This is a genomic window from Pseudoalteromonas sp. 11L1, from assembly GCF_055397545.1.
The window spans coordinates 455,163-476,580 of sequence record NZ_AP041141.1; the positions used below are offsets into that span (position 1 = coordinate 455,163).

The following is a 21,418-nucleotide window of genomic DNA, read 5'->3' on the forward strand; positions in this document are numbered from 1 at the left end:
ACACACCTTATTGTGGCTTTTTCAGCATTGCTCTTAAATTTGCAACCCGAGCTTGGCCTTTTTCCATACGTTCAGCTTGGGTGTTAGGCGCTTTTTTGTTTTCAAAGGCTAAGTCATCTTGCGGTAACTCTTGCACAAATCGACTGAGCTCTGTTTGTGATGTTTCACCAAACTGACGGCGGATTTTAGCATAGGTTAAAGTCAGCTCTTGTTGCGCGCGGGTAATACCTACATAGGCAAGGCGGCGCTCTTCATCCACATTATCTTCATCAATGCTTACTTGGTGTGGCAACAATCCTTCTTCCATACCGACCATAAATACATAGGGGTACTCGAGTCCTTTTGAGGCATGCAAAGTTAATAATTGCACGGCATCAGCTTCATCTTCTTCTTCGTTTCGCTCTAGCATGTCCCGAAGGGTCAATTTACTAACTACTTCAGCCAGTGTCATTGGCGGATTATCGGCATCGCCTGTTAACATGTCTGTTATCCAGCGATACAGCTCGGACACATTTTTCATCCGCATTTCAGCGGCTTTGGCACTAGGCGATGATTCATACAAGTAAGCTTCGTAATTAATATTACGCACTAAATCCTTCACCGCCTCCAGTGTATCACTGCGCACTGCGTTATCTGAAAGCTCAACCACCCACCGGGCAAACCCAGCTAGTGCATTTAAACCACGTCCTTTTAGTCTGTATCCTAAGTCGTTATCAAAGCAGGTCGCAAATAAGCTTTGGTGTTTTTCATTAGCTAAGGTGCCAAGCTTTTCAAGCGTGACTGTACCAATTTCACGACGTGGGGTATTCACAATTCTTAAAAAAGCATTGTCATCATCTTGATTCACTAAAAGACGTAAGTAAGCCATGATATCTTTAATTTCAGAACGTGAAAAAAACGACATTCCACCACTAATTTTATACGGGATTCGGTTACTCATTAACGACTTTTCAAAGCCCCGCGCTTGGTGGTTACCCCGGTACAAAATAGCGTAATCTTTATAGCTGGTGCGTTTCATAAATTTATGAGAAATAATCTCTGCGACCACACGTTCTGATTCATGTTCTTCATCGCGACAGCCAATGACTTTAATTTGCTCACCATAGCCCAACTCACTAAAGAGCTTTTTTTCAAACTCATGGGGGTTATTTGCAATTAAGATATTGGCCGCTTTAAGAATGCGCCCAGCACTACGATAGTTCTGTTCTAGTTTTATTAATCGAAGCCCAGGGTAATCTTTACTTAATAACACCAAGTTTTGTGGACGAGCACCACGCCAAGAGTAAATTGACTGATCGTCATCTCCCACCACAGTAAAGCGTGCTCGTTCGCCTACCAGCAATTTCACTAATTGATATTGGCTGGTATTGGTATCTTGATATTCATCCACCAGTAAATAACGAAAACGCTGCTGCCATCGCTCACGTGATGTGGCATTACTACTTAAAAGCAGCGTGGGGATCATAATTAAATCATCAAAATCCAGCGCGTTATACGCTCTTAATTGATTTTGGTAACGCGCATACAACTGAGCAAACAATGCCTTTTGCGGCTCTCTGGCTTCGCGAATAGCTTGCTCTGGTAAAATAAGCTCATTCTTCCAACTACCAATTTGCATTTTTAGCAGGTTCAGTAAGTCTTTGTCTTTTTTAAGCTCGTCTTCGGTTAAATCACCGAGTAATTGATTCGTATCTTGGTCGTCAAACAACGAAAAACCGGGTTTAAAACCCAGTGTTTTTAACTCTTTTTTAATGATTTCAAGCCCAAGCGTATGAAAGGTAGACACCCATAAACCTTTAGACTCTTGTTTGCCTAAGGTTTGCAAAACCCGCTCGCGCATTTCTTTAGCCGCTTTATTGGTAAAGGTAACCGCCGCAATATTACGCGCTTGATACTCACATTTTTGTACTAAGTAAGCAATTTTGTTGGTGATAACTCGCGTTTTACCCGAGCCTGCGCCGGCTAATACTAAGCAAGGACCACTAATGTACTTTACCGCTTCATCTTGTTTAGGATTGAGTTTCATAACGACCAGCTGATTGCAAAAAGACGGGCAATTTTAACGTAATCACTACAATACGCCTAGCCAATAAGGTAATATTAGTTATTATCATTTTAGGCAACAGGCAAGGGACGACTATGATTAACCCAGCAAAACTTGAAGAAATTGCGAAACAGATCACTAATAACATGCCACAAGGTGTAAAAAACCTGGCTGACACACTTGAAGGTAAAACTAAGCAAGTGTTACAAAATAAGCTTGCCGAAATGGACTTTGTAAGCCGTGAAGAGTTTGATATTCAAAGCCAAGTGCTGATCCGCACACGTGAAAAGCTAACTGAATTAGAAGCAAAAGTGGCAATACTTGAACAGCAATTATCGGCAAAAACAGACGCTGAATAATAAATATAACGCCATAGACGAACCTGCTTTATGGCGCTAATCACTCAGTTATTCAAATAGCTCGTCCAGCACATAATAACCCGTTGCTTGTTGCTGCTCTATGCTTACCCTCAGCAATTTATTAGCTACTTGCTCACCGGTAATGGGTCTATACCGTTTGAGGATACCAAAACGCGTTAGCAGTGGAAGTACCACCTCACCTAGCTTTTCTGCAATTCTAAGCTCTGAACGCTCGCCGACTAATAAAGACGGTTGCAATATACTCAAGCGTGCAAAGCCAAGCTGCTTCACCTGCTGCTCAAGCTCTCCTTTTATTTTTAAATAACGGCTCATACTATGCGCATTTGCGCCACTTGACGATACCAAACAATAATGCGGAACAGCGTTATTGGCCGCCATTTGCGCACAAATAAATTGGTATTCAAAATCAACTTTACGTTGTGCAGCCACACTGCCCGCTTGCTTTAATGTGGTCCCTAAGCAAGAAAAGAATACGTCACCTTTGAACAATTCAACATAATGCGTCAAATTTTCAAAATCAATAACATGGCTAATTAATTTAGAGTGGGAAAAGTCTAATTGGCGGCGCGATAAACTCACTACCTTTGAATAGCAAGAAGATGCTAACAGCTGTTGTAATAACTGACTGCCAACTAAGCCGGTACTGCCGATTATTAGCGCCGTTTTGGCCATATTAAAGGTGACTGTCCGCAGATTTATTTAGTACATGGTGTACTGCTTTTTTATAGCTTTCACACTCTTCTTCAGCACAACTAACTACCGATTCTAAGTCATGCAAATGACCATTTTCTAAGCCATATACCCAACCATGCACCGTGAGTTCCTGGCCTCTTAACCATGCATCTTGAACAATGCTAGTGCGAGATACGTTACGCACTTGCTCAATCACATTAAGCTCTATTAAACGATCAAGACGTTGTTTTTCTGGCAGAGCATTAAGTTGCTCTAGGTGTTTTTCTTTTACATCACCAACGTGGCGGAGCCAGTTATCAATAAAGCCAAAGCGGTCCTCGTTTAGTACCGCTTGCACACCACCACAACCGTAGTGGCCAACAACCATAATATGTTTTACTTTTAATACTTCGACCGCGTACTGCATAACCGATAAACAATTATGATCGGTATGTACAACCACGTTGGCAACATTACGGTGCACAAATAACTCACCCGGTAATAAATCAACAATTTGATTAGCTGGCACCCGTGAATCAGAGCAACCTATCCATAAGTATTCTGGGTTTTGTTGCATCGATAAAATTTTGAAAAATTCAGGGTTCGCTTCGCTCGTTCTAGATGCCCAGCGTTTATTATTTTCTAGTAAGTTATTTAAATTTCTCATTACATCTCTTTTAGGTTGAGGGCGTTTTTAAACTGGCTAAAATTAAAATATTACGGGGTGTTAATTGCTTCTCACAAAATGTATTAACACTGACGTCATAGCCTTGCTGCTGCAAATATAAAGCACGATCGAGCACAAGCCAAACTTCTATTGCTCTTCTAAACACATGTCGAACCAGTTCAACTCGCTCTGTTACTTTTTTTCGCGCCTGCCCAATCAATAAAAACTTATTGTAATCAATATCTTTTGGCAGTTTTAAGGCTTTTTTGTCTGCCGCCCAGTTACAAAATGCTGCAAACGAATCTGAAAATATCGCTTTATTCACTGAAGGGACGCTGACATACCCTAACTCACCAGTAAGTGACTTTCTTAAGGCATCAAATCCGAGTCGCCACTCCACTTCTGTTTTTCGCACTTTGCCTACTCGCGAAGGAGCTGTAACAGTTTCTTGCAGGGCGAGCTTTAAATCTCTGTGAGTTAAGTTTAATCGACTTTGCTGAGCATGCTCGCTCATCGCTTGGTAATTATTATCAGTAAATAAATGATAACAACAAGGTGAAAAGCTAATTTGTGGTACTTTTGCTGCACTGGCTTGATGCATAAAAGTTTGGTGTAACGCACCGCAGGCATGCAAAGCGACGGCATGAGTGTGTGGGCTAAAAAAATCCTGAATGCTATCCTTAAGTACATCGGCTTGGCTAAATTGTATTGCAAGTCCCTGCTGCTGTGCACTTTTTTTCCCTTGTTCACACAAGTGAAATTGTAGCTCAACGCTGTGTACACTCTGCGCACCATTAAAAGCTAACATTCGCCCTAAATGGCCTTTACCTGCACACCACTCTAATACAGGCTGATTACTAGTGGGCAATGCGCCAACAAAATCTTGTAGCTGAGTAAACTTTCGACCTTTAATACCATTACTGATCCAAAATGGGTACTCCTTCCGAGTGTTGGTAATGGCAGGTAATGAAACTAATCGGCTAAGTTGCTCAACAGCGGGAATATAGGATGAAAAAAACTGATAGAGCTGCTCTTGATCAGAGTCTAATTCAGCAACCGCCTGATCGGATAAAGCGCTCAAAGGAGCATGTAATTCAGGCCAAGGTAAAGCGTCAAAATCAAATGCAGTACACTGCCAATACAAGCGAGTATTCATTAGCAAAGAGTTGAGGGCAGAAAATTGCTCAGTTAAGGTCATAACAGCTTAGGATATAAAAAAGACGCTTAATTATACCAGCACAATAGCACCTAATTAAGCGGTTATTTTTTTAACCTCGCAGAGCAAGGGAATTGCTTAACCTTATACCCGCTTTTGTTTAGCCGATTTAAGTATTAAACGTAAATACAGAGGGATAGAAATAATGCTTATTATAATAGCCGCAATTAGCATCCAAGAAAGCTGCAGTGTTTCTTGCTTTTTATATTTATAAATAAAATCAGCTTTTACTTCATCAAACTTTGTTTGATCAATCTCATATAAGTCAGCAATTAAACGCCATTTAGCCATCGACATATTACCCACAGTAGTACTCGGTGGAGCAATATAGTCTTTAAGTACCTCAGCCTCATAGGCCAGTTGATGAAAACTGCGATCAGGCGCATAAAACTGTTGGGTTATGGCAATGGCTTCATCCATATTCATTACCGCGTAGCGCCACCCTTTTAAACTTGCTTGATAAAACTTTTCTACCGTGTCGGGGTGATACTTAACCATACTATCGCTGGTAAATAAAATATCCGCGTATACATCCATCCCATAACGTTGCGGACATATAAGTCTATGAGCAACCCCTTGCTGATCCATATGATAAGGTAGGTCGGTAACATACACTTCTATGGCATCTAATTTATTTTCCATCCATGCTTGTTGTAATTCATCGCCTTTGTAAACAGCCAGTTTTTCGGTATCAATACCACTGCGCTTAAGCATAGTTAGTAACTCAGAATTACTCTCTTTGCTGACTTCACTTACACACTTGTTAATAAAATCACGAGCATGAAAAATATCTGAAGTTTCTTTTACCATCCAACAGTAAGGAGAAAACTGTAATATGGCAGCCATGGCTACAAAGGGTTCACCGGCAATACGGCGTTCTAATATACCTGAATGTGCTACACCAAATTGCGCCTCTCCTCGCTCTACCGCACCAAAACTATTTGGCCGTTTTGGATCGGCAGGAACTATATTGACGTCTAAACCGGCCTCATTATAAAAGCCTTTTTGTTTGGCCATATAATAGCCAGCAAATTGAAATTGGTGCGTCCACTTTAATTGTAACGTCACTGATTCCTGCGCCATTAACTGGCTACAAAAAAAGCAGGTGCTAATTATTATTCCTTTAAGTAGCAAAGCAGGCTTCCATAAACATGATAATTAATTATAACTATATGTAAAACAGCTAATAAAGCAAGCATCGGGATAAGATGCTTGCTTAGGATAGAGTTAGGCTAGAGCGATTTTTTCAAGCTTTTCTGCTTGAGGTTGGGTAGTTAAAAACTGAGTAAAACAGGGGTTATCGGTTTCGTCTTGGACACTGTAACCTAGCCGATTTAAGTGCTCATTAAACATCTCATATTGGCTTGGTTCAATAGCAAAGCCTGCTAATACATTCCCCATTGACCCGCCATGATTGCGGTAGTGAAATAAAGTGATATTCCAGTTACTACCCAGCGTATCTAAAAAGCGCGCCAATGCGCCTGGGTACTCTGGAAACTCAAACCTTAGTAAGCGTTCATGTAACTGCTCTGGCGCTTTACCGCCAACCATATAGCGTACATGCAGCTTTGCTAATTCGTTATCTGACAAATCGCAAAAGGTATATTTGTTATCTGTTAGACTTTGTTTAAGCTCTTCAAGTTCTGCTAACCCTTGACGTAGCGCAATACCAACAAAAATTTGCGCCTCGCCAGGCCCCGCATAACGATAGTTAAACTCAGTAATGGCACGCCCACCTAAAGATGTACAAAACTGCTTAAAACTACCGCGCTTTTCATCAATGGTCACGGCTAATAAAGCTTCGTTTTTCTCACCCAGCGCAGTGCGCTCAGCCACATAACGTAAGCGATCAAAGTTTAAATTAGCACCAGACAAAATAGCGGCTAAATTTAACCCCTTTAAACCCGACTGCTGAGACCATTTTTTAAGCCCTGCAGTTGCAAGCGCTCCTGAAGGCTCAGCTATAGCACGGGTTGATACAAAAATATCTTGCATGGCTGCACATATTTCATCGTCTGATACGGTAACTACTTCATCACAAAACTTTTGTGCCAGTCTGAATGTTTCGCTACCAATTATTTTAACGGCAACACCATCGGCAAAACTGCCAACGCGATCGAGCTCTACCGGCTCGCCTGCTACTAAAGCAGCTTTTAAGCAGGCGCTTTCATTCGCCTCAACCCCTATCACTTTGATATCGGGGCGCAGCGACTTAATATATACCGCCATACCTGCCAGCAAGCCGCCGCCGCCAACAGGAATAAATACCACATCTAAATCGTTGAGCTGTTGCATTAATTCACGGGCAACCGTACCTTGACCAACAATCACATCAGGGTCATCAAATGGCGGTACAAATACGCCGTTTCGCTGCTCAGTTAATTCCAGCGCATACGCTTTTGCGGCATCAAATTGATGGCCATGCAATACAACTTCACCACCCAATGCCCTTACCGCATTAACCTTTATTTCAGGTGTGGTCACGGGCATCACAATGGTGGCTTTGTGCCCTAAGTGTGAGGCACTTAGTGCCACACCCTGGGCATGGTTACCTGCGGATGCAGTGATCACAACCGAGCCTTTAGGCAGCTTATTTAATTTATTAAAAGCACCGCGTAATTTAAACGAGTACACGGGTTGCTGGTCTTCACGTTTTAACCAAACATGATTACCTAATCGTGCACTCAATTCGGCCATTTCACTTACCTCAGTCACCTTGGCTAAAGGCTCCATATTGGCTTGGATAATCGCGCGAAAATAATCGAGTTCTTGAGAAACCATACCTAGCTAAGCTCCTCCAGTTTGGCTAAATCGCGAACTGCGCCTTTATCGGCACTAGTTGCAAGTAGCGCATACGCTTTAAGCGCAGATGATACATAACGATCACGATTAAGCGGTTTATACGCTTGTTTACCACGAGCCAGTTGTTTTTGCTTGCGAGCTTCAAGCTCTTCATCGCTTAGCGCCAGCGTTATTTCTCGAGTGGCAATATCGATGATAATTTTATCGCCGTTTTCAACATAAGCAATTGCGCCACCGCTGGCAGCTTCCGGCGATACGTGGCCAATCGATAGACCCGACGTGCCACCTGAAAAACGCCCATCAGTAATTAATGCACATTGCTCTGCCAAACCTTTTGATTTTAAATAGCTAGTTGGGTATAGCATTTCTTGCATACCAGGGCCGCCTTTAGGCCCTTCATAGCGAATAACCACCACGTCGCCGGCTTTTACTTCGCCATTTAAAATCCCTTCTACAGAGTCATCTTGTGATTCGTATACCACAGCAGTACCTTCAAAGTGCAGCATTTCATCAACAACACCCGCACTTTTAACGATACAGCCATCTATTGCTAAATTACCTGAAAGTACGGCAAGACCGCCATCTTGACGAAATGCATGTTCTACACTGCGAATACAACCGTTTTCACGGTCGTTATCACCCTCATCCCAACGACAATCTTGGCTCATTGCTTTAGTGGTACGAATACCTGCAGGGCCAGCACGATAAAACTTTTGCGCAGCTTCGTTATTCGGATCGGTTGCATCCCACTTTTTAACCAGTTCACCCATTGTCATACCAGCAACATGGTTAACCGATAAATCAACTAACCCTGCCTTTCCAAGCTCGCGAACTATCGCCATCATGCCACCAGCACGGTGTACGTCTTCAATGTGGTATTGCGCTGTAGCTGGAGCAACTTTACATAAAAACGGGGTTTTACGTGAAAGTTCATCAATGTGTGACATATCAAAATCAACGCCGGCTTCTTGTGCCGCTGCGAGTAAATGCAATACCGTATTTGATGAACCGCCCATAGCAATATCAACCACCATAGAGTTCATAAATGCGGTTTTATTAGCGATAGCACGAGGCAGTACGTCTTGGTTATCTTTTTGATAGTACTCACGGCATAAATCAACGATACGTGCACCCGCTTCAACATATAGTTGTTTGCGGTCTTTATGGGTCGCAAGCGTGGTCCCGTTACCAGGCAGCGCAAGGCCAATTGCTTCTAATAAACAGTTCATAGAATTGGCGGTAAACATCCCTGAACACGACCCACAGGTAGGGCATGCAGATCGCTCAACTTGCTCCGAGTCGGCATCACTTACCGATTCATCAGCGCCTTTAACCATAGCATCAACCAAATCGAGCTTAATATCGATATTCGCTAATTTGGTTTTACCTGCTTCCATTGGGCCGCCCGATACAAAAATAACGGGTATATTTAAACGCAGCGCCGCTAACATCATTCCAGGGGTGATTTTGTCGCAGTTAGAAATACAAATCATCGCATCGGCACAATGGCCGTTCACCATATACTCTACTGAGTCGGCAATTAAATCGCGCGATGGCAGTGAATAAAGCATACCGCCGTGACCCATGGCAATACCGTCATCGATAGCAATGGTATTAAATTCTTTTGGTACACCACCGGCCTGAGTAATGGTTTCAGCCATCAGTTCACTAAGCTGATTAAGATGCACATGCCCCGGTACAAATTGCGTAAATGAGTTCACAACAGCAATAATTGGCTTACCAAAGTCGGTATCAGTCATGCCTGTTGCACGCCATAATGCTCTTGCGCCTGCGCGTTTACGCCCTTCAGTGGTAGTTGCACTTCTTAATTTAGCCATAGTTACCTCAGTGTTTGCCGCAATTAATGCGGGCATTCCTCATTCTAAAAATTGATGAATAACCAAATAATCAGTTACTCGTAAAATTCGTTAAATTTATTTTATACAGCCTGTTGCTGTAAGCTTTGTAGCGTTACATGTTTCACATCAACCAATTTATTTAACTGGCTGGTAAGCAAGTAAATTGGCTTATCGCTATCAACCGTCATCGCCATATTATATTGACCATCGTCCATATTGAGCTGTAAGTGAGTTAAATCAAAACCACGATGACGCACCACACGTAAAAAGCGCTCGATTGCGACACTTTGGCTTTTTAAGGCAATAGTTAAACTGTGTTTCATTGTGCTTTCTCCGTCATCATTTCATCGTTAGCAGCCCCAGGTGGAACAAGTGGCCATACGTTTTCTTTATCATCGATACAAGCATGAACAATATAAGGTCCATCGCTATTTAATAAAGCAGTGATTGCATCATCCACTTGGTTGGCATGGGTAATTGTTTGCCCAGGAATGCCAAACACAGCAGCAAGTTGTACAAAGTCAGGGTTGTCTGACAGGTTAGTTTCGCTGTAACGCCCTTCAAAAAATAGTTCTTGCCATTGGCGCACCATGCCCAAGCGCTGGTTATCAAGTATCAGTATTTTTACTGGTAAATTATTACGACGTATAGTGGCAAGCTCTTGAATATTCATCATGATTGAACCATCACCTGAAACGGTGATCACAAAGTCATCTTTACGCGCGATTTGTGCACCTATGGCGGCAGGTAAACCAAACCCCATAGTGCCTGCACCACCACTGCTTAAGTGGTTACAAGGGTGGCTAAACTTCATGTGCTGGGCGACCCACATTTGATGCTGGCCTACATCACAACACACCACACTAGTGCTTGGCATACGCTGGCTAAGTTGATTAAGTAAGTAAGGAGCAAATACTTTTTCACCAGGGTAGTCGTAGCGCCACGCGTGTTTGACCTTCATTTTTTTACTATGATCGCACCACGCTTTTGGTGTAACCACGCACTCAAGCGCAGGAAGTGACGTTTTTAAATCAGCAATTAATGACGCTTTTGCGGGTTTGCGTTTTCCTACCTCGGCTGCATCTATGTCTAAATGAATCACGTTTGCTTTTGCAGCAAACTTAGCTAAATTGCCGGTTACACGGTCATCAAAGCGTGCGCCAATACACACTAATACATCACATTCTTGCACCGCTAAATTAGCTGCTTGACCGCCATGCATACCTAGCATGCCTAAATCATATTCGTAATCAGGTAATACACTGCCCAATGCTTTAAGGGTTGAAACCGCTGGCATTTGCGTTTTATTTAAAAATTGCATTAACTGCGCTTGCGCATCAGCGGCATGGACCCCGCCACCAACATAGGCAACAGGCTGTTTGGCTTCACTGAGTAGTTGGTTAGCAATAGCGACTTGATTTAGATCTAGTTGAGGCAAATATTCATCTACCGCTAACCAAGGTTTAAAAGGTACTTGCGCCATTTGAATGTCTTTGGGGATATCAACCAAAACAGGGCCTGGTCGACCGCTTTGTGCTAAATGCATCGCCTCTTGTAATATTTCGGCTAAATCTTCTGCTCGCTCAACCATATAACTGTGTTTTGTGCATGAAAGCGACATACCCAACACGTCTATTTCTTGAAAGGCGTCAGAACCAATAGCCGCTGTCGGTACTTGTCCGGTGATGGCAAGTAAAGGCACTGAGTCCATCATAGCATCAGCCAATGCGGTAATTAAGTTAGTAGCCCCCGGACCTGATGTTGCTAAACATACACCTAAGCGGCCAGTACTGCGTGCATAGCCCACAGCAGCAAATCCTGCACCTTGTTCATGGCGAGTGAGGTAATGTTTTACAGGCGCACCATACAAGGCATCGTAAATGGGCATAATAGCACCACCTGGGTAGCCAAATACTTCATCTACACCGTGCTTGGCAAGTAAATCAATTGTTAGTTCTGCGCCTGTCATTAGTAAATCCTCATTCCTGTGTGACAACCCGTTAAAATTTAATCTTAAAACTAAAAAGCCCCCCGGACGGTTAAGTGCGGAGGGCTTTTCAATGCTTAGTTTTTTAAAGCACTACGAAGCCCTCGCGGGAATAATCACCACGATAATAATCAGGACTAGGTTAAGTGCATTGTTAAGCATAAAATTTAATACCATTTAATTTCTGTAATTACGAAACTCTTGTTTCGCTGTCTTTTTATATTAGTACCGCGCTCAGGGCGCTAAGTCAACATCAAATTCAATCCAAAATAATTATAAAAACACGCAGGCCTAGGTTTTAAAATTCAAACAACCTAAACAAAGTGAATTTTTTATCCCTTCATTTCAACTCAGGAAATTCACTATTCTTATAACGGTGAATTATGGTTTGATTAATTTTTAGCAAACCGCTGTATTTTATAGCTCACAAAATAAAATAAATTGACTTCTTAAGTGTTTCTTAAGTGTGACGACCTAGCATAACAACGTTCACTAAAAAGAGATGTATTATGAATTCAATTTTCAAACTCAGTAAGCAATCGCAAGCAAACACCAAAAAGCGCTTTTACTTTAACTGCAGCGCTAATGCATTTGTTATTTTAATGGCATGCTATTATGGCTTAATCATTAATATTCCATTTATGCATGGTGCGTTTAGCGCTATTACTTCGCTGCACACATTTTCGTGGTTATTTCTATTCTCTGTACCGCTACTACTTGTGTGTTTATTAGTTATATTTTTTTCTTTGGTGTCTGTTCGAGGGCTATTAAAACCCATCAACTACTTACTACTCGTGCTCTCAAGTGCCGCACTTTACGGCTCATTAAACTATGGAGTGGTATTTGATTACTCAATGATACAAAACGCAGCAGAGACGGACTCTAGTGAAGCGTTAAGCTATTTAAACTTGCAACTTGTTGGCTTTTTACTGCTTTTTGGCGCATTACCTGCCTTTGTTTTGAGCCGTATAAACGTAAACTGTGCCCGCCCACACAAAGAAATACTCAGTCGTATTAAACTGTTACTAGCATGCGGTGCTTTGATTGCTTTAGTGGTAGTAAACTTTTACGCCGATTACGCGGCAACAGGTCGAAATAACCGTATATTGAAAAAAGAAATCATTCCATTTCAATACCTTTCTAGTGGCTATAAGTATGCACGTGATCAGTTGCTTTACAGCGATATTAAATTTAAAAATATTGATACCACACCAACTTTAGCATCGCCAAGTACAACACGAGTTACTGTCATAGTAGTAGGTGAAACCGCACGAGCTGAAAATTTTTCCTACCAAGGCTATGAGCGTAATACCAACCAATACACACAAAAACATAATGTCACTTATTTCGATAATGTATCGTCGTGTGGCACGGCCACAGCAGTGTCAGTTCCGTGTATGTTCTCACTGCAAACTCATGCCAATTTTTCTCGTTTAGACAGTGATAATCAGCAAAACGTGATTGATTTGATACAACAAGCAGGCGCAGATGTCTTATGGGTTGATAATAACAGTGGCTGTAAAAACGTCTGCTCGCGCGTACCTACCATTAATATTGATACCAAAGCATCTGAACTATGTGATGGTAAATACTGTTTTGATGAAGCGTTGCTAGCCCCACTAAAGCACAAGCTTGCTAACTTGAGTCAGGCTAATACGCTTATAGTGCTGCATATGATGGGTTCACATGGCCCTACTTACTTTAAGCGCTACCCTGAAAAATTTAAACAGTTTAGCCCAACCTGCGACCGCAGCGATATTCAGAACTGTAGCGCAGAAGAACTGGTTAACACCTACGACAATACAATTGCTTATAGTGATTTTATCAACGCTCAAGTTATTGAACAGTTAAAGGCACTACCAGCCAATATTGATAAGCAATTACTGTATGTGTCGGACCATGGCGAGTCGCTCGGTGAAAATGGCGCGTACTTACATGGCTTTCCCTATGCATTTGCACCAACAACTCAAACCCATGTGCCTCTTTACATCTGGGCTGATGAGCATAATCAGCGCATTACAGCCAAGTGTCTCAACAATTTAAATAGCACTTTAGCGCAATCACACGATGCTATTTTTCATACCCTTTTAAACTTAACCGGTGTTGTGAGTAAAACCTACCAAACCTCTGAAGATTTACTCGCGTCATGTCAAACGATTAACCATAGCGAAACTAAAATATGAAAAATAAAACCGTTATAAAACGCCAAGGCCTAATGCGCCTAATTTTTACCTTAAGCCATACATTTAATGGCCTAAAATGGATGAGTCGATTTGAGGCTGCTTTTCAGCAAGAGTTGGTTTTATTTAGTTTGATAGGCGTATTTGCCTGCTTGCAAGAAATTACTTTAAGTAGCAAATTAATATTGATTGCCAGCTTATTGTTTGTGTTATTTGCTGAGTTGGTCAATACCGCAGTCGAAGTGGTGGTTGATCGCATCGGTAGCGAATATCATGAACTATCAGGCCTAGCTAAAGACATCGCTTCTGCCAGTGTCTTTATCGCCATGCTCATCACCGTTCTGCTTTGGTGGTCTGTTTTATGGGCTTAATTAGCCAAGGTAAAAAAAGCATTAGTGCTGCTGTAGGTCATGGTGGTGTTTTTTCTCAGTCTATGAAGCTTTTCACGAATCGCCTTGAGTTCATAACAAAATGAACGCGTTTTGACTAATTTTGGCAACATGGCCTACAGCAATAATTGGTATCAATAGCGCTTTTTAATCTGGCATTTTTACGTTACCTATAAAGTAAACTAAGTTAGTATTTATAAAACAACTTTAACTTGGTTAGGATTCTTTATGAAAGTGTCATTGCGTATCAGTCATATATTGATGGCGTTCGTTTATTTAGCATTTAGTGTCAATGGCTATGCAGCTCCAGCTCTATTCAAAATAGAAAAACAAGGCGCTAGTTCGTATTTATTTGGCACCGTGCATGTAGGTGATGCCAGCATGAAAGGGCTACCACAAAAAGTGACTAACGCACTAGGTAACAGCAAGCAAGTGGTTGTTGAAGTGGATATTAGTAAGCTATCACCTTTACAAATGCAGCAACGCTCTATGCCGTTTATGCTACTAGCAAATGGCCGCACTTTACAGAGCGAGCTGTCGGCAGAAAATTATCAACTCCTGAAAGACTACTTTGCAAAAAAGTCGATTGATATTGCCATGTTCAACAGCTTTAAACCTTGGGCTGTCATGTTAACCATGATGCAAATTGAGTTTCAAAACGCAGGATATTCAGATAAAAATGGCATTGATAAGCAAATATTAGATTATGCCCAACAGCATAATATTAAAATTGCGGAGCTTGAAACCATAGAGCAGCAGCTACAAATGTTTAATGGTTTAGAGTCATTAAGCAACGCTATGATGGCAGAAACCTTTGAACAACTCAGTGATATTAATACCTACTTTATTTCTCTAGTAAATGCATGGAAACAGGGCGATATGAAAACCCTAACCAGCTACTACCACACCAGTTTTGATAACAGCCAATACGGCCAACAAAGCGAACAAGTGATGCTAATCGAGCGTAATAATAATTGGGTCACTCAGCTCACCCCAAAACTTGAACAAGGCAATATTTTTATAGCTGTAGGTGCTCTGCATTTAGTTGAGCAACATGGCTTAATTAAACAACTGCGTGACCAAGGATTCACGGTGACTCAGTTATAAACAAGCTTATATAATCGACTCATTATGAGCCGCCTGCTGCTCATAATGAGTTGGTTTAAAGTCTTCCATTTTTAGGGTGTGTTCAACCCCTTTAATGGCATCTGCTGCATGATGGTTTACATAAATAACAGTACTCGTTTTTGCCGCACACACCTTTTCTATAAGCAGTAAAACGCGTTGACGATTTGCCTCATCAAGCCCTAAACATGGCTCATCTAAAATAACTAAGGCGGGGTGTTTAACCATTGCGCGTACAATAAGTAATAAGCGCTGATCGCCATACGATAGTTGAGTAAAAGCGCAATTAGCTTTATCGCTAAGGCCAATTAGTGCCAACCACTGTTTCGCTAAACGCATTTGTAGCTCACTGGCTTGTTGATATAAACCAATACTATCGAAAAACCCAGAGATAACAGTATTGAGCGCCGAAATACTCACTCTATACTGTAAATGCAAGGTATTAGAGATATAACCAATATGCTGTTTTATATCCCAAATGCTCTCTCCTGTGCCACGCTTAAAACCAAACACCTCAATCTCATTGTTATAACACTGAGGGTTATCACCGGTGATTAAATTTAATAAACAGGTTTTTCCTGAGCCATTCTTGCCGGTAAGTTGCCAATGTTGGTGTTGCTTAATCGTCCAGTTTAAGTTTTCAAAAATAGTCTGTTCACCATAACGTACATGCGCATCAGTAAGCTTAACGAGTGGCGCGTTTGCATTTGAAATAAAAGTAGGCTCGGGTGAATCTGGAATAGTTATAGGTGTATGTTCTAAATGCAGTAACTTAAACAAATCGGCTCGTTTTGCTGCGCACGGTTTTGCTAAGCTATGTTGTAAAAGACCCTTGCTCACATAAGCAAAGTGATCAACAAACGCAGGAATTTCATCAACACGGTTTAGTACAAACACAAAGCAAGTGTGCGTACTCAGTTGCTTTAATAGGCGGTTTAACTGCCTAGTCGATTCAGTGTCTAAGCCATCAAATGGTTCATCAAGCACAACTAAATCACAATTAGCAGACAGTGCTTTAATCAATAATAATTTACGTGTTTCACCGGTCGATAAATCAGTAAAATTACGATTAAGTAAGGCATCAAAATTAAGAGCCGTAATTAGCTGTTGGCATAAATCGCTATTTATTTCAGGCGCAGAAAAGAGTATGTCGGTTACTTTTTGTGGTTTATCACTTTTGCGATTAGCGCTTAATAACTGCTTTTGTAAATCACTTGAAACTAACTGTAGATTATTAAAAGTACTATGGCGTTGCCCACTTTGTTGCTTGGCTTCACCAATAAGCGTAGCCCCAAGCGCAGATTTACCGGCGCCATTGCCGCCAAGCAATACCCAGTGCTCCCCCTGCTTTACTTGCCAAGTTAAATCCTTAATATAATAGCGATTACTGCCACCGGTGGATAAATAACCATTAAATTGCTGAAGTAAAATTGAGCGCACACTAGATCCCAAAATAAGGCTTAAAAATTCAAATTAACGTACAAAATAACAATTAGGCAAGTGAGATTTAATCAACCTCTGTTAGAAGAGCATCGTTTAGTGCCGCTATTATACTTTGCTGATCTATAGGTTTATGAATATGACTTATTGCTCCACAAGCTTTAGCGCGAGCTATATCACTATCAGAAGTGTTTGCGGTAACCACAATAATGGGTCGTGTTTTGTCTTTTTCATGTAGCAGCTTTGTGGCTTCAAAGCCATCCATAACCGGCATATTTAAATCCATAAATATAACATCATAGCTATTTTCAGCCGCCATTTCACAAGCGACTTTGCCATTTTCAGCCGATTCAACCTGTATGCTCAAAGAACTTAATAACTTTGTTAGTACCAACATGTTGAGCGGGTTATCTTCAACCACTAAACACTTAAGATCATCAGGCAAGCGCGTTGGCTTAGTTTCGCTTGTGTCCATCTCTAATGGTAGGCTTAAAAATACAATGGCGCCTTGTGGATGATTATTCTCAAAACGAATGTCGCCATTAAGCGCATTAACAATATATTGCACGCGGGTAAGCCCTGTTCTGAGGCCTTGAAAATGGTTACTTTGTTGATTGTTATCTAATTCGAGCTGACCAACCGGGTGGCTAAAGCCACAGCCACTGTCTTTTATGCTTAACTCTAACTGATGGTTATTGAGCGTAGCAATGACGGTGACCTCTCCTTGCTCAGTAAACTTTAATGCGTTATTAAGTAGTTCAGAAACAATTTGTTGTAGCCGTGCGTGATCTACAATCACCGCGCAGTCTAAGTTCGGTGCTAACTCGGTAATTAACTTTAACCCTTTCTCAGTACAGCCATATTCATACACAGCCAGTATTTTGTTTAAAGTTGTTAGTAGGTTGTCTGAGGTTGGCTTTAATGACCAACGGTTTAAACTAAGCGCCTGTAAATCTTGAAGTTCATCTAACATCGCTAGCAGCCTAACAGAACAATACTGAGCTTGACGCTGAATTTGTTGTTGCGAGCTGGGAATGCTTAATTCATTTATAGAACTAATTAATCCCTGTAACGGAGTTCTAAACTCATGGCTGGCGCGTGCAATAAAATGTTCTTTATTCTGACTGACTTGCTCGGCAAATTCTTTTTGTTGTTGATACTCAAGCAGGGTCTGTAAAACTTGCCTCTCCATTGGCATAAACACAAACCTTAACTCTATAAGCAATAACGCTAGAGTCAAAAACCAACACAACAGCTCAATATTGGCAACCCAATTAACCTTTGTCACCGCTTGCTGCTCAAATAAGCTCACCGCGGTGTCTAATTTTTTTAATAATGCTTCAATCTCGCCCACAGAAAACACCGCGGGATTCGCTTGTTCTTGTTGGGTCAGTAATTTTTTTGCTTGTTTTATAAAACTAGATACCTCGGTATCTAAGCTGCCTGGGGCGGCATAATATAAATCAACTAAAGCAGCATTTAAATAAATCGCCTCACCTTGCTCATTTTTAGTGAGTAAAAAAGTATGTCCTTGTTCGAATAGCCCAAGTGAGTAAGCTAACGATTTCAGATGCTGTTCGTTGTTAGCTGTTTGATTAATTAGCGCATTACTATGCCACGCTATTTTTTGTGACAGCATGCGTTGCTTACCTGCTATATTGATAATTTTCGCATCGTATTTTTGCACAGAAAAGACGTATTGCATGAGTAATGCGGATACGCTGATCAGCAAGGCAATAGCAATTAATGCCCACCGATAACGTTTGCGAATACTCTTTACAATATTAAACATAAACCAAGCTGCTTTTTATTTTCAATTTAGTCTAACTGTAGCAAGTTAATTAGTTAATTCACTAATTATTAGATATAAAAAAGCCCAACTAAAAAGCTGGGCTACTTACAATATCATTAACGATTTTCTAAGCGGTTATAATCAAACATACCAAATTCAACCCCTCGATACTGGCGGGCAACGTGATGTAATATATCGCTGTATTGCCAAAACTGAGGGTGCGTTCGACGAATCGCAAACTTAGACTTTAAAGCCCGATAATCCGCCTCTACTTGCATAAGCGGTAGCTGCTCTGCAAATGCAGCAACTTGTTGCGGGTTATTTAAATACCAAATTGCTGATGGGTAATCACCAATAAAACCTGGCACAATTGTCACGGTATCTTCTTCATAAGCACGCTGGCCGTCTTCGTTTAATAAGCTCGAAATATTATAATGCGCGTTATGATGAATAATCGTATAAGCCTTGTGCTCATCTTGCTCTTTTACTAACACATACGATAGCTGCGGGAGTAAGTTAATTGCTTTAGCGGGCATGGTGTTAATTGCACTTAATGGTGCGGGTACTTTTTTATAGTCATAACGAGGGCTTAATACCGGCTCAAGCGTTTGTTTAATTAATCCATATAACTCTGATTGTGGCTTATCAGTTTGGTAACTAATACCGCTGGGCTGACTAAACTCACGGTTATTTTCGAAAAAGGTCGATAGACTTGGCGGTGATTTACGATACCAGCTTTGCTTAATAGCTTCGCGTTGTGACTCTGGTAATAACGCAAGAAAGTTTTGCTCACCTTCCAAGCGTAAAAAATCCATATATAAACGTGTTATCAATTGATGGCCAATATTGCCATACACATCAAAGCCTGCCACTAGTAAGTAGTGAATACGCTCAAACAATGCATAATCAAGTACCCACATCGTTTTAGGTTGCTGGCCAACAAGCCCTTTTACAACTGTTGCACTATCAAAATGGCGAAAAATTGTCAGCGCCGCATTTTGGTTATGCCCTTCCCCTTTCCACAGTAAATCAGTAGTTAAGTGCTCGCCATTTTTGAACATTTTATTAGCTAGCTCTACCTTGGCTTTTAAATAGCGTTTTTCGCGAACTGAGTATTTTACCCAGTTAGAAATAGGTAACGCATTACTCTCCTCGGCTGCTGGTAACTCTAATGCGTCTTCATGTTGCATTAGCATTTTACCAACCTCTGGAGTCGCCACTTTTTCAGGATCGGCAAATGCCACCCAAAAATGGTCATTAATCACGTTCAGTGCTATTTGACCACGGCAAACAGGTCCTTTAATGAAGCCCATAATAATTAACTCAGCTTCATCGAGCATAAATTGATACTTAGCATCAATAGGCAGTGCTTCAAAAGTTTTAAATGGGTTTGATGCAAGTGCTGGCTCATAGCTTGGTAAGCTAGATACAGTGTATTTTGGTGCGATGAACTGCTGATATAAGCGCGTTAACTTCTCATCCGTTAACTTAAGTGGCAAATGCGTTTTTGACAAAATAGTAGAACGGTCGTGAAGCAGTCGATAATAAACACGCTCAACATTTGGGTTATCATAAGGGCGACGAGCGCTAATTAACTTAATATCTTCCCCAGGAGGAGTGCTTGAACGCACCAACTTAAAAAAGTTTGGTGATTGCGCATCACTAAAATAGATGTGCGCTAAAAACCAATGTTCATAAATATAACGCGCTGATAACTGATACTTCAAACCATCTTGATTTAAAAATGCTTCCCAGTTTTTTACCTTTGCAAGCTCAGCAGCTGATGGCGGCTTGATATGCGCCATTTTCCCTCCTTTTTTAATCCAATTTTGTAGATGCTGAAATTCAGCAGCCGACACCCCTGGTAAGCCATAAGGCATACCCGCATGCGGTTGCTCATCCGCTAATTGGTCAAATTCACCCATGGTCGCACAACTTTGGTTGCGACTAAGCGAAAAATCAAAGCGTTCATCTAATACTTCATCTTCTGGCAAAGGTGAACTTTGCTTTAATACCAGCGTGTTAAATAACACACTACCGGCTAAATTGGCTTCTTCATTTTGTGCTCGCTCGTTTAATACCGGGCTAAACTCTTTTTCACGCCATTGCTCAGTGGTGGTTGCATCAAATAATAATCGGCTAGGCGTTGAGGCTAACAACCGAGTACCGTCGTACACCAGCTCTTTACTTAGCCCTCTATCTATTCCCTCAGGAGACGACAACTTCAACTGGCAAGGCGCATCATAACAACCATGGCAAACCACGCAGCGAGTATCTATTACAGGCTTTACATGCTGAAGAAATTCGGCGCCATCACCACTATTAGCGTCAACAATACGCGCTTGTGTTTTTTCGGGACCAAACAGTTCGTTATAATGAGCATTTCCTAGGTAGGCACAGCCACTTAAAATAATCAGTACAAATGTACTTATAATGATCTTTTTCATTACTCTGCCTCATCGCCCAAATCGAACGTAGGCATCATATCAACTTGAGGTGATACGAATGTCAGCTCATCAACTGTAGTCACTACAGCGCTTAATAGAGGGCCTTGGGTGAGCGTTAGTTGAGCGTCATGTTCGCTTTGCACTACACTTGAAAAGCTTGAATTGATGACATTCAATTCATAGTCCGTAATGCTTATGCCAATACTACTGTCAGCACTGGGATTTTGGCATAGCTGAGTCAGTAGCTCATCACTTAAAATAACTGAAATTTCCACGTCAGGCTGCGCTAAGTCACGGGTACTTAGTGTCTCATCTAGAATAAATAAAGGGAGGGTTAAATTGCTATCTTGTTCAAGTTCCATTGGACTCTCTTGCTGACTGGCGGTGTAATTACCGCCATTATAGCAAAAAAGCACAT

17 protein-coding genes are annotated in these 21,418 nt (G+C 41.3%); 4 read left to right on the top strand and 13 right to left on the bottom strand.

Annotation, left to right across the window (positions count from 1 at the left end):
- Nucleotides 1–7 precede the first annotated feature (7 nt).
- Complete coding sequence (gene rep, locus ACZ5WS_RS02150) at nt 8–2,026, bottom strand: DNA helicase Rep (RefSeq protein WP_010390360.1); 2,019 nt, start codon at nt 2,024–2,026, stop codon at nt 8–10.
- Nucleotides 2,027–2,139: 113 nt separating this feature from the next.
- Here rep and ubiK point away from each other — a divergent pair, with 113 nt between their 5' ends.
- Complete coding sequence (gene ubiK / locus ACZ5WS_RS02155) at nt 2,140–2,403, top strand: ubiquinone biosynthesis accessory factor UbiK (RefSeq protein WP_008112735.1); 264 nt, start codon at nt 2,140–2,142, stop codon at nt 2,401–2,403.
- A gap of 48 nt (nt 2,404–2,451) precedes the next feature.
- On the opposite strand, the gene ACZ5WS_RS02160 is transcribed toward ubiK, so the two are convergent.
- The 8 genes from ACZ5WS_RS02160 to ilvG all read right to left on the bottom strand — a co-directional run bounded on the left by ACZ5WS_RS02160 (nt 2,452) and on the right by ilvG (nt 11,609).
- Nucleotides 2,452–3,096 carry a Rossmann-fold NAD(P)-binding domain-containing protein gene (locus ACZ5WS_RS02160; protein WP_464710402.1) on the bottom strand — a complete coding sequence of 215 codons (645 nt, stop codon included), beginning with the start codon at nt 3,094–3,096 and terminating at the stop codon, nt 2,452–2,454.
- A gap of 1 nt (nt 3,097) precedes the next feature.
- The gene (gene can / locus ACZ5WS_RS02165; protein ID WP_008112739.1) at nt 3,098–3,763 is read right to left on the bottom strand and encodes a carbonate dehydratase; all 666 of its coding nucleotides are present in this window, start codon (nt 3,761–3,763) and stop codon (nt 3,098–3,100) included.
- A 10-nt stretch (nt 3,764–3,773) separates the two neighbouring features.
- Nucleotides 3,774–4,961 (bottom strand): methyltransferase, encoded by a 1,188-nt coding sequence (locus ACZ5WS_RS02170; RefSeq protein WP_464710403.1) that lies wholly within the window; start codon nt 4,959–4,961, stop codon nt 3,774–3,776.
- Between the two features lie 102 nt (nt 4,962–5,063).
- Nucleotides 5,064–6,062, bottom strand: coding sequence for an ABC transporter substrate-binding protein (locus ACZ5WS_RS02175; RefSeq protein ID WP_464710404.1), 999 nt, complete (start codon nt 6,060–6,062; stop codon nt 5,064–5,066).
- Nucleotides 6,063–6,206: 144 nt separating this feature from the next.
- Nucleotides 6,207–7,760 (bottom strand): threonine ammonia-lyase, biosynthetic, encoded by a 1,554-nt coding sequence (gene ilvA / locus ACZ5WS_RS02180; protein WP_464710405.1) that lies wholly within the window; start codon nt 7,758–7,760, stop codon nt 6,207–6,209.
- A gap of 2 nt (nt 7,761–7,762) precedes the next feature.
- On the bottom strand, nt 7,763–9,619 hold the full coding sequence (gene ilvD, locus ACZ5WS_RS02185) for a dihydroxy-acid dehydratase (RefSeq protein ID WP_109875496.1): 1,857 nt from the start codon (nt 9,617–9,619) through the stop codon (nt 7,763–7,765).
- 101 nt (nt 9,620–9,720) lie between these two features.
- Nucleotides 9,721–9,963: an acetolactate synthase 2 small subunit gene (gene ilvM, locus ACZ5WS_RS02190; RefSeq protein WP_028834467.1), complete on the bottom strand. Its 243-nt coding sequence runs from the start codon at nt 9,961–9,963 to the stop codon at nt 9,721–9,723.
- The gene (gene ilvG / locus ACZ5WS_RS02195) at nt 9,960–11,609 is read right to left on the bottom strand and encodes an acetolactate synthase 2 catalytic subunit (RefSeq protein WP_138569769.1); all 1,650 of its coding nucleotides are present in this window, start codon (nt 11,607–11,609) and stop codon (nt 9,960–9,962) included. The genes ilvM and ilvG overlap by 4 nt, the downstream gene beginning before the upstream one ends.
- A gap of 527 nt (nt 11,610–12,136) precedes the next feature.
- Between ilvG and ACZ5WS_RS02200 the strand changes: the two genes are divergently transcribed.
- The 3 genes from ACZ5WS_RS02200 (at nt 12,137) to ACZ5WS_RS02210 (ending at nt 15,303) form a co-directional block, all read left to right on the top strand.
- Nucleotides 12,137–13,810, top strand: a complete 1,674-nt coding sequence (locus tag ACZ5WS_RS02200) for a phosphoethanolamine transferase (RefSeq protein WP_464710409.1) — start codon at nt 12,137–12,139, stop codon at nt 13,808–13,810.
- Complete coding sequence (locus ACZ5WS_RS02205; protein ID WP_464710411.1) at nt 13,807–14,178, top strand: diacylglycerol kinase; 372 nt, start codon at nt 13,807–13,809, stop codon at nt 14,176–14,178. Before ACZ5WS_RS02200 ends, ACZ5WS_RS02205 begins: the two co-directional genes overlap by 4 nt.
- 246 nt (nt 14,179–14,424) lie before the next feature.
- The gene (locus tag ACZ5WS_RS02210; protein ID WP_464710413.1) at nt 14,425–15,303 is read left to right on the top strand and encodes a TraB/GumN family protein; all 879 of its coding nucleotides are present in this window, start codon (nt 14,425–14,427) and stop codon (nt 15,301–15,303) included.
- Nucleotides 15,304–15,309: 6 nt separating this feature from the next.
- Here ACZ5WS_RS02210 and ACZ5WS_RS02215 read toward each other — a convergent pair whose 3' ends face one another.
- From ACZ5WS_RS02215 to ACZ5WS_RS02230, 4 genes are all read right to left on the bottom strand, one after another.
- The gene (locus ACZ5WS_RS02215; protein WP_464710415.1) at nt 15,310–16,761 is read right to left on the bottom strand and encodes an ATP-binding cassette domain-containing protein; all 1,452 of its coding nucleotides are present in this window, start codon (nt 16,759–16,761) and stop codon (nt 15,310–15,312) included.
- Nucleotides 16,762–16,828: 67 nt separating this feature from the next.
- Nucleotides 16,829–18,553, bottom strand: coding sequence for a response regulator (locus tag ACZ5WS_RS02220; protein ID WP_464710416.1), 1,725 nt, complete (start codon nt 18,551–18,553; stop codon nt 16,829–16,831).
- Between the two features lie 116 nt (nt 18,554–18,669).
- Nucleotides 18,670–21,000 (bottom strand): fatty acid cis/trans isomerase, encoded by a 2,331-nt coding sequence (locus tag ACZ5WS_RS02225; RefSeq protein ID WP_055012289.1) that lies wholly within the window; start codon nt 20,998–21,000, stop codon nt 18,670–18,672.
- Nucleotides 21,000–21,362, bottom strand: coding sequence for a hypothetical protein (locus ACZ5WS_RS02230; RefSeq protein WP_054202577.1), 363 nt, complete (start codon nt 21,360–21,362; stop codon nt 21,000–21,002). Before ACZ5WS_RS02230 ends, ACZ5WS_RS02225 begins: the two co-directional genes overlap by 1 nt.
- Nucleotides 21,363–21,418: the final 56 nt, after the last annotated feature.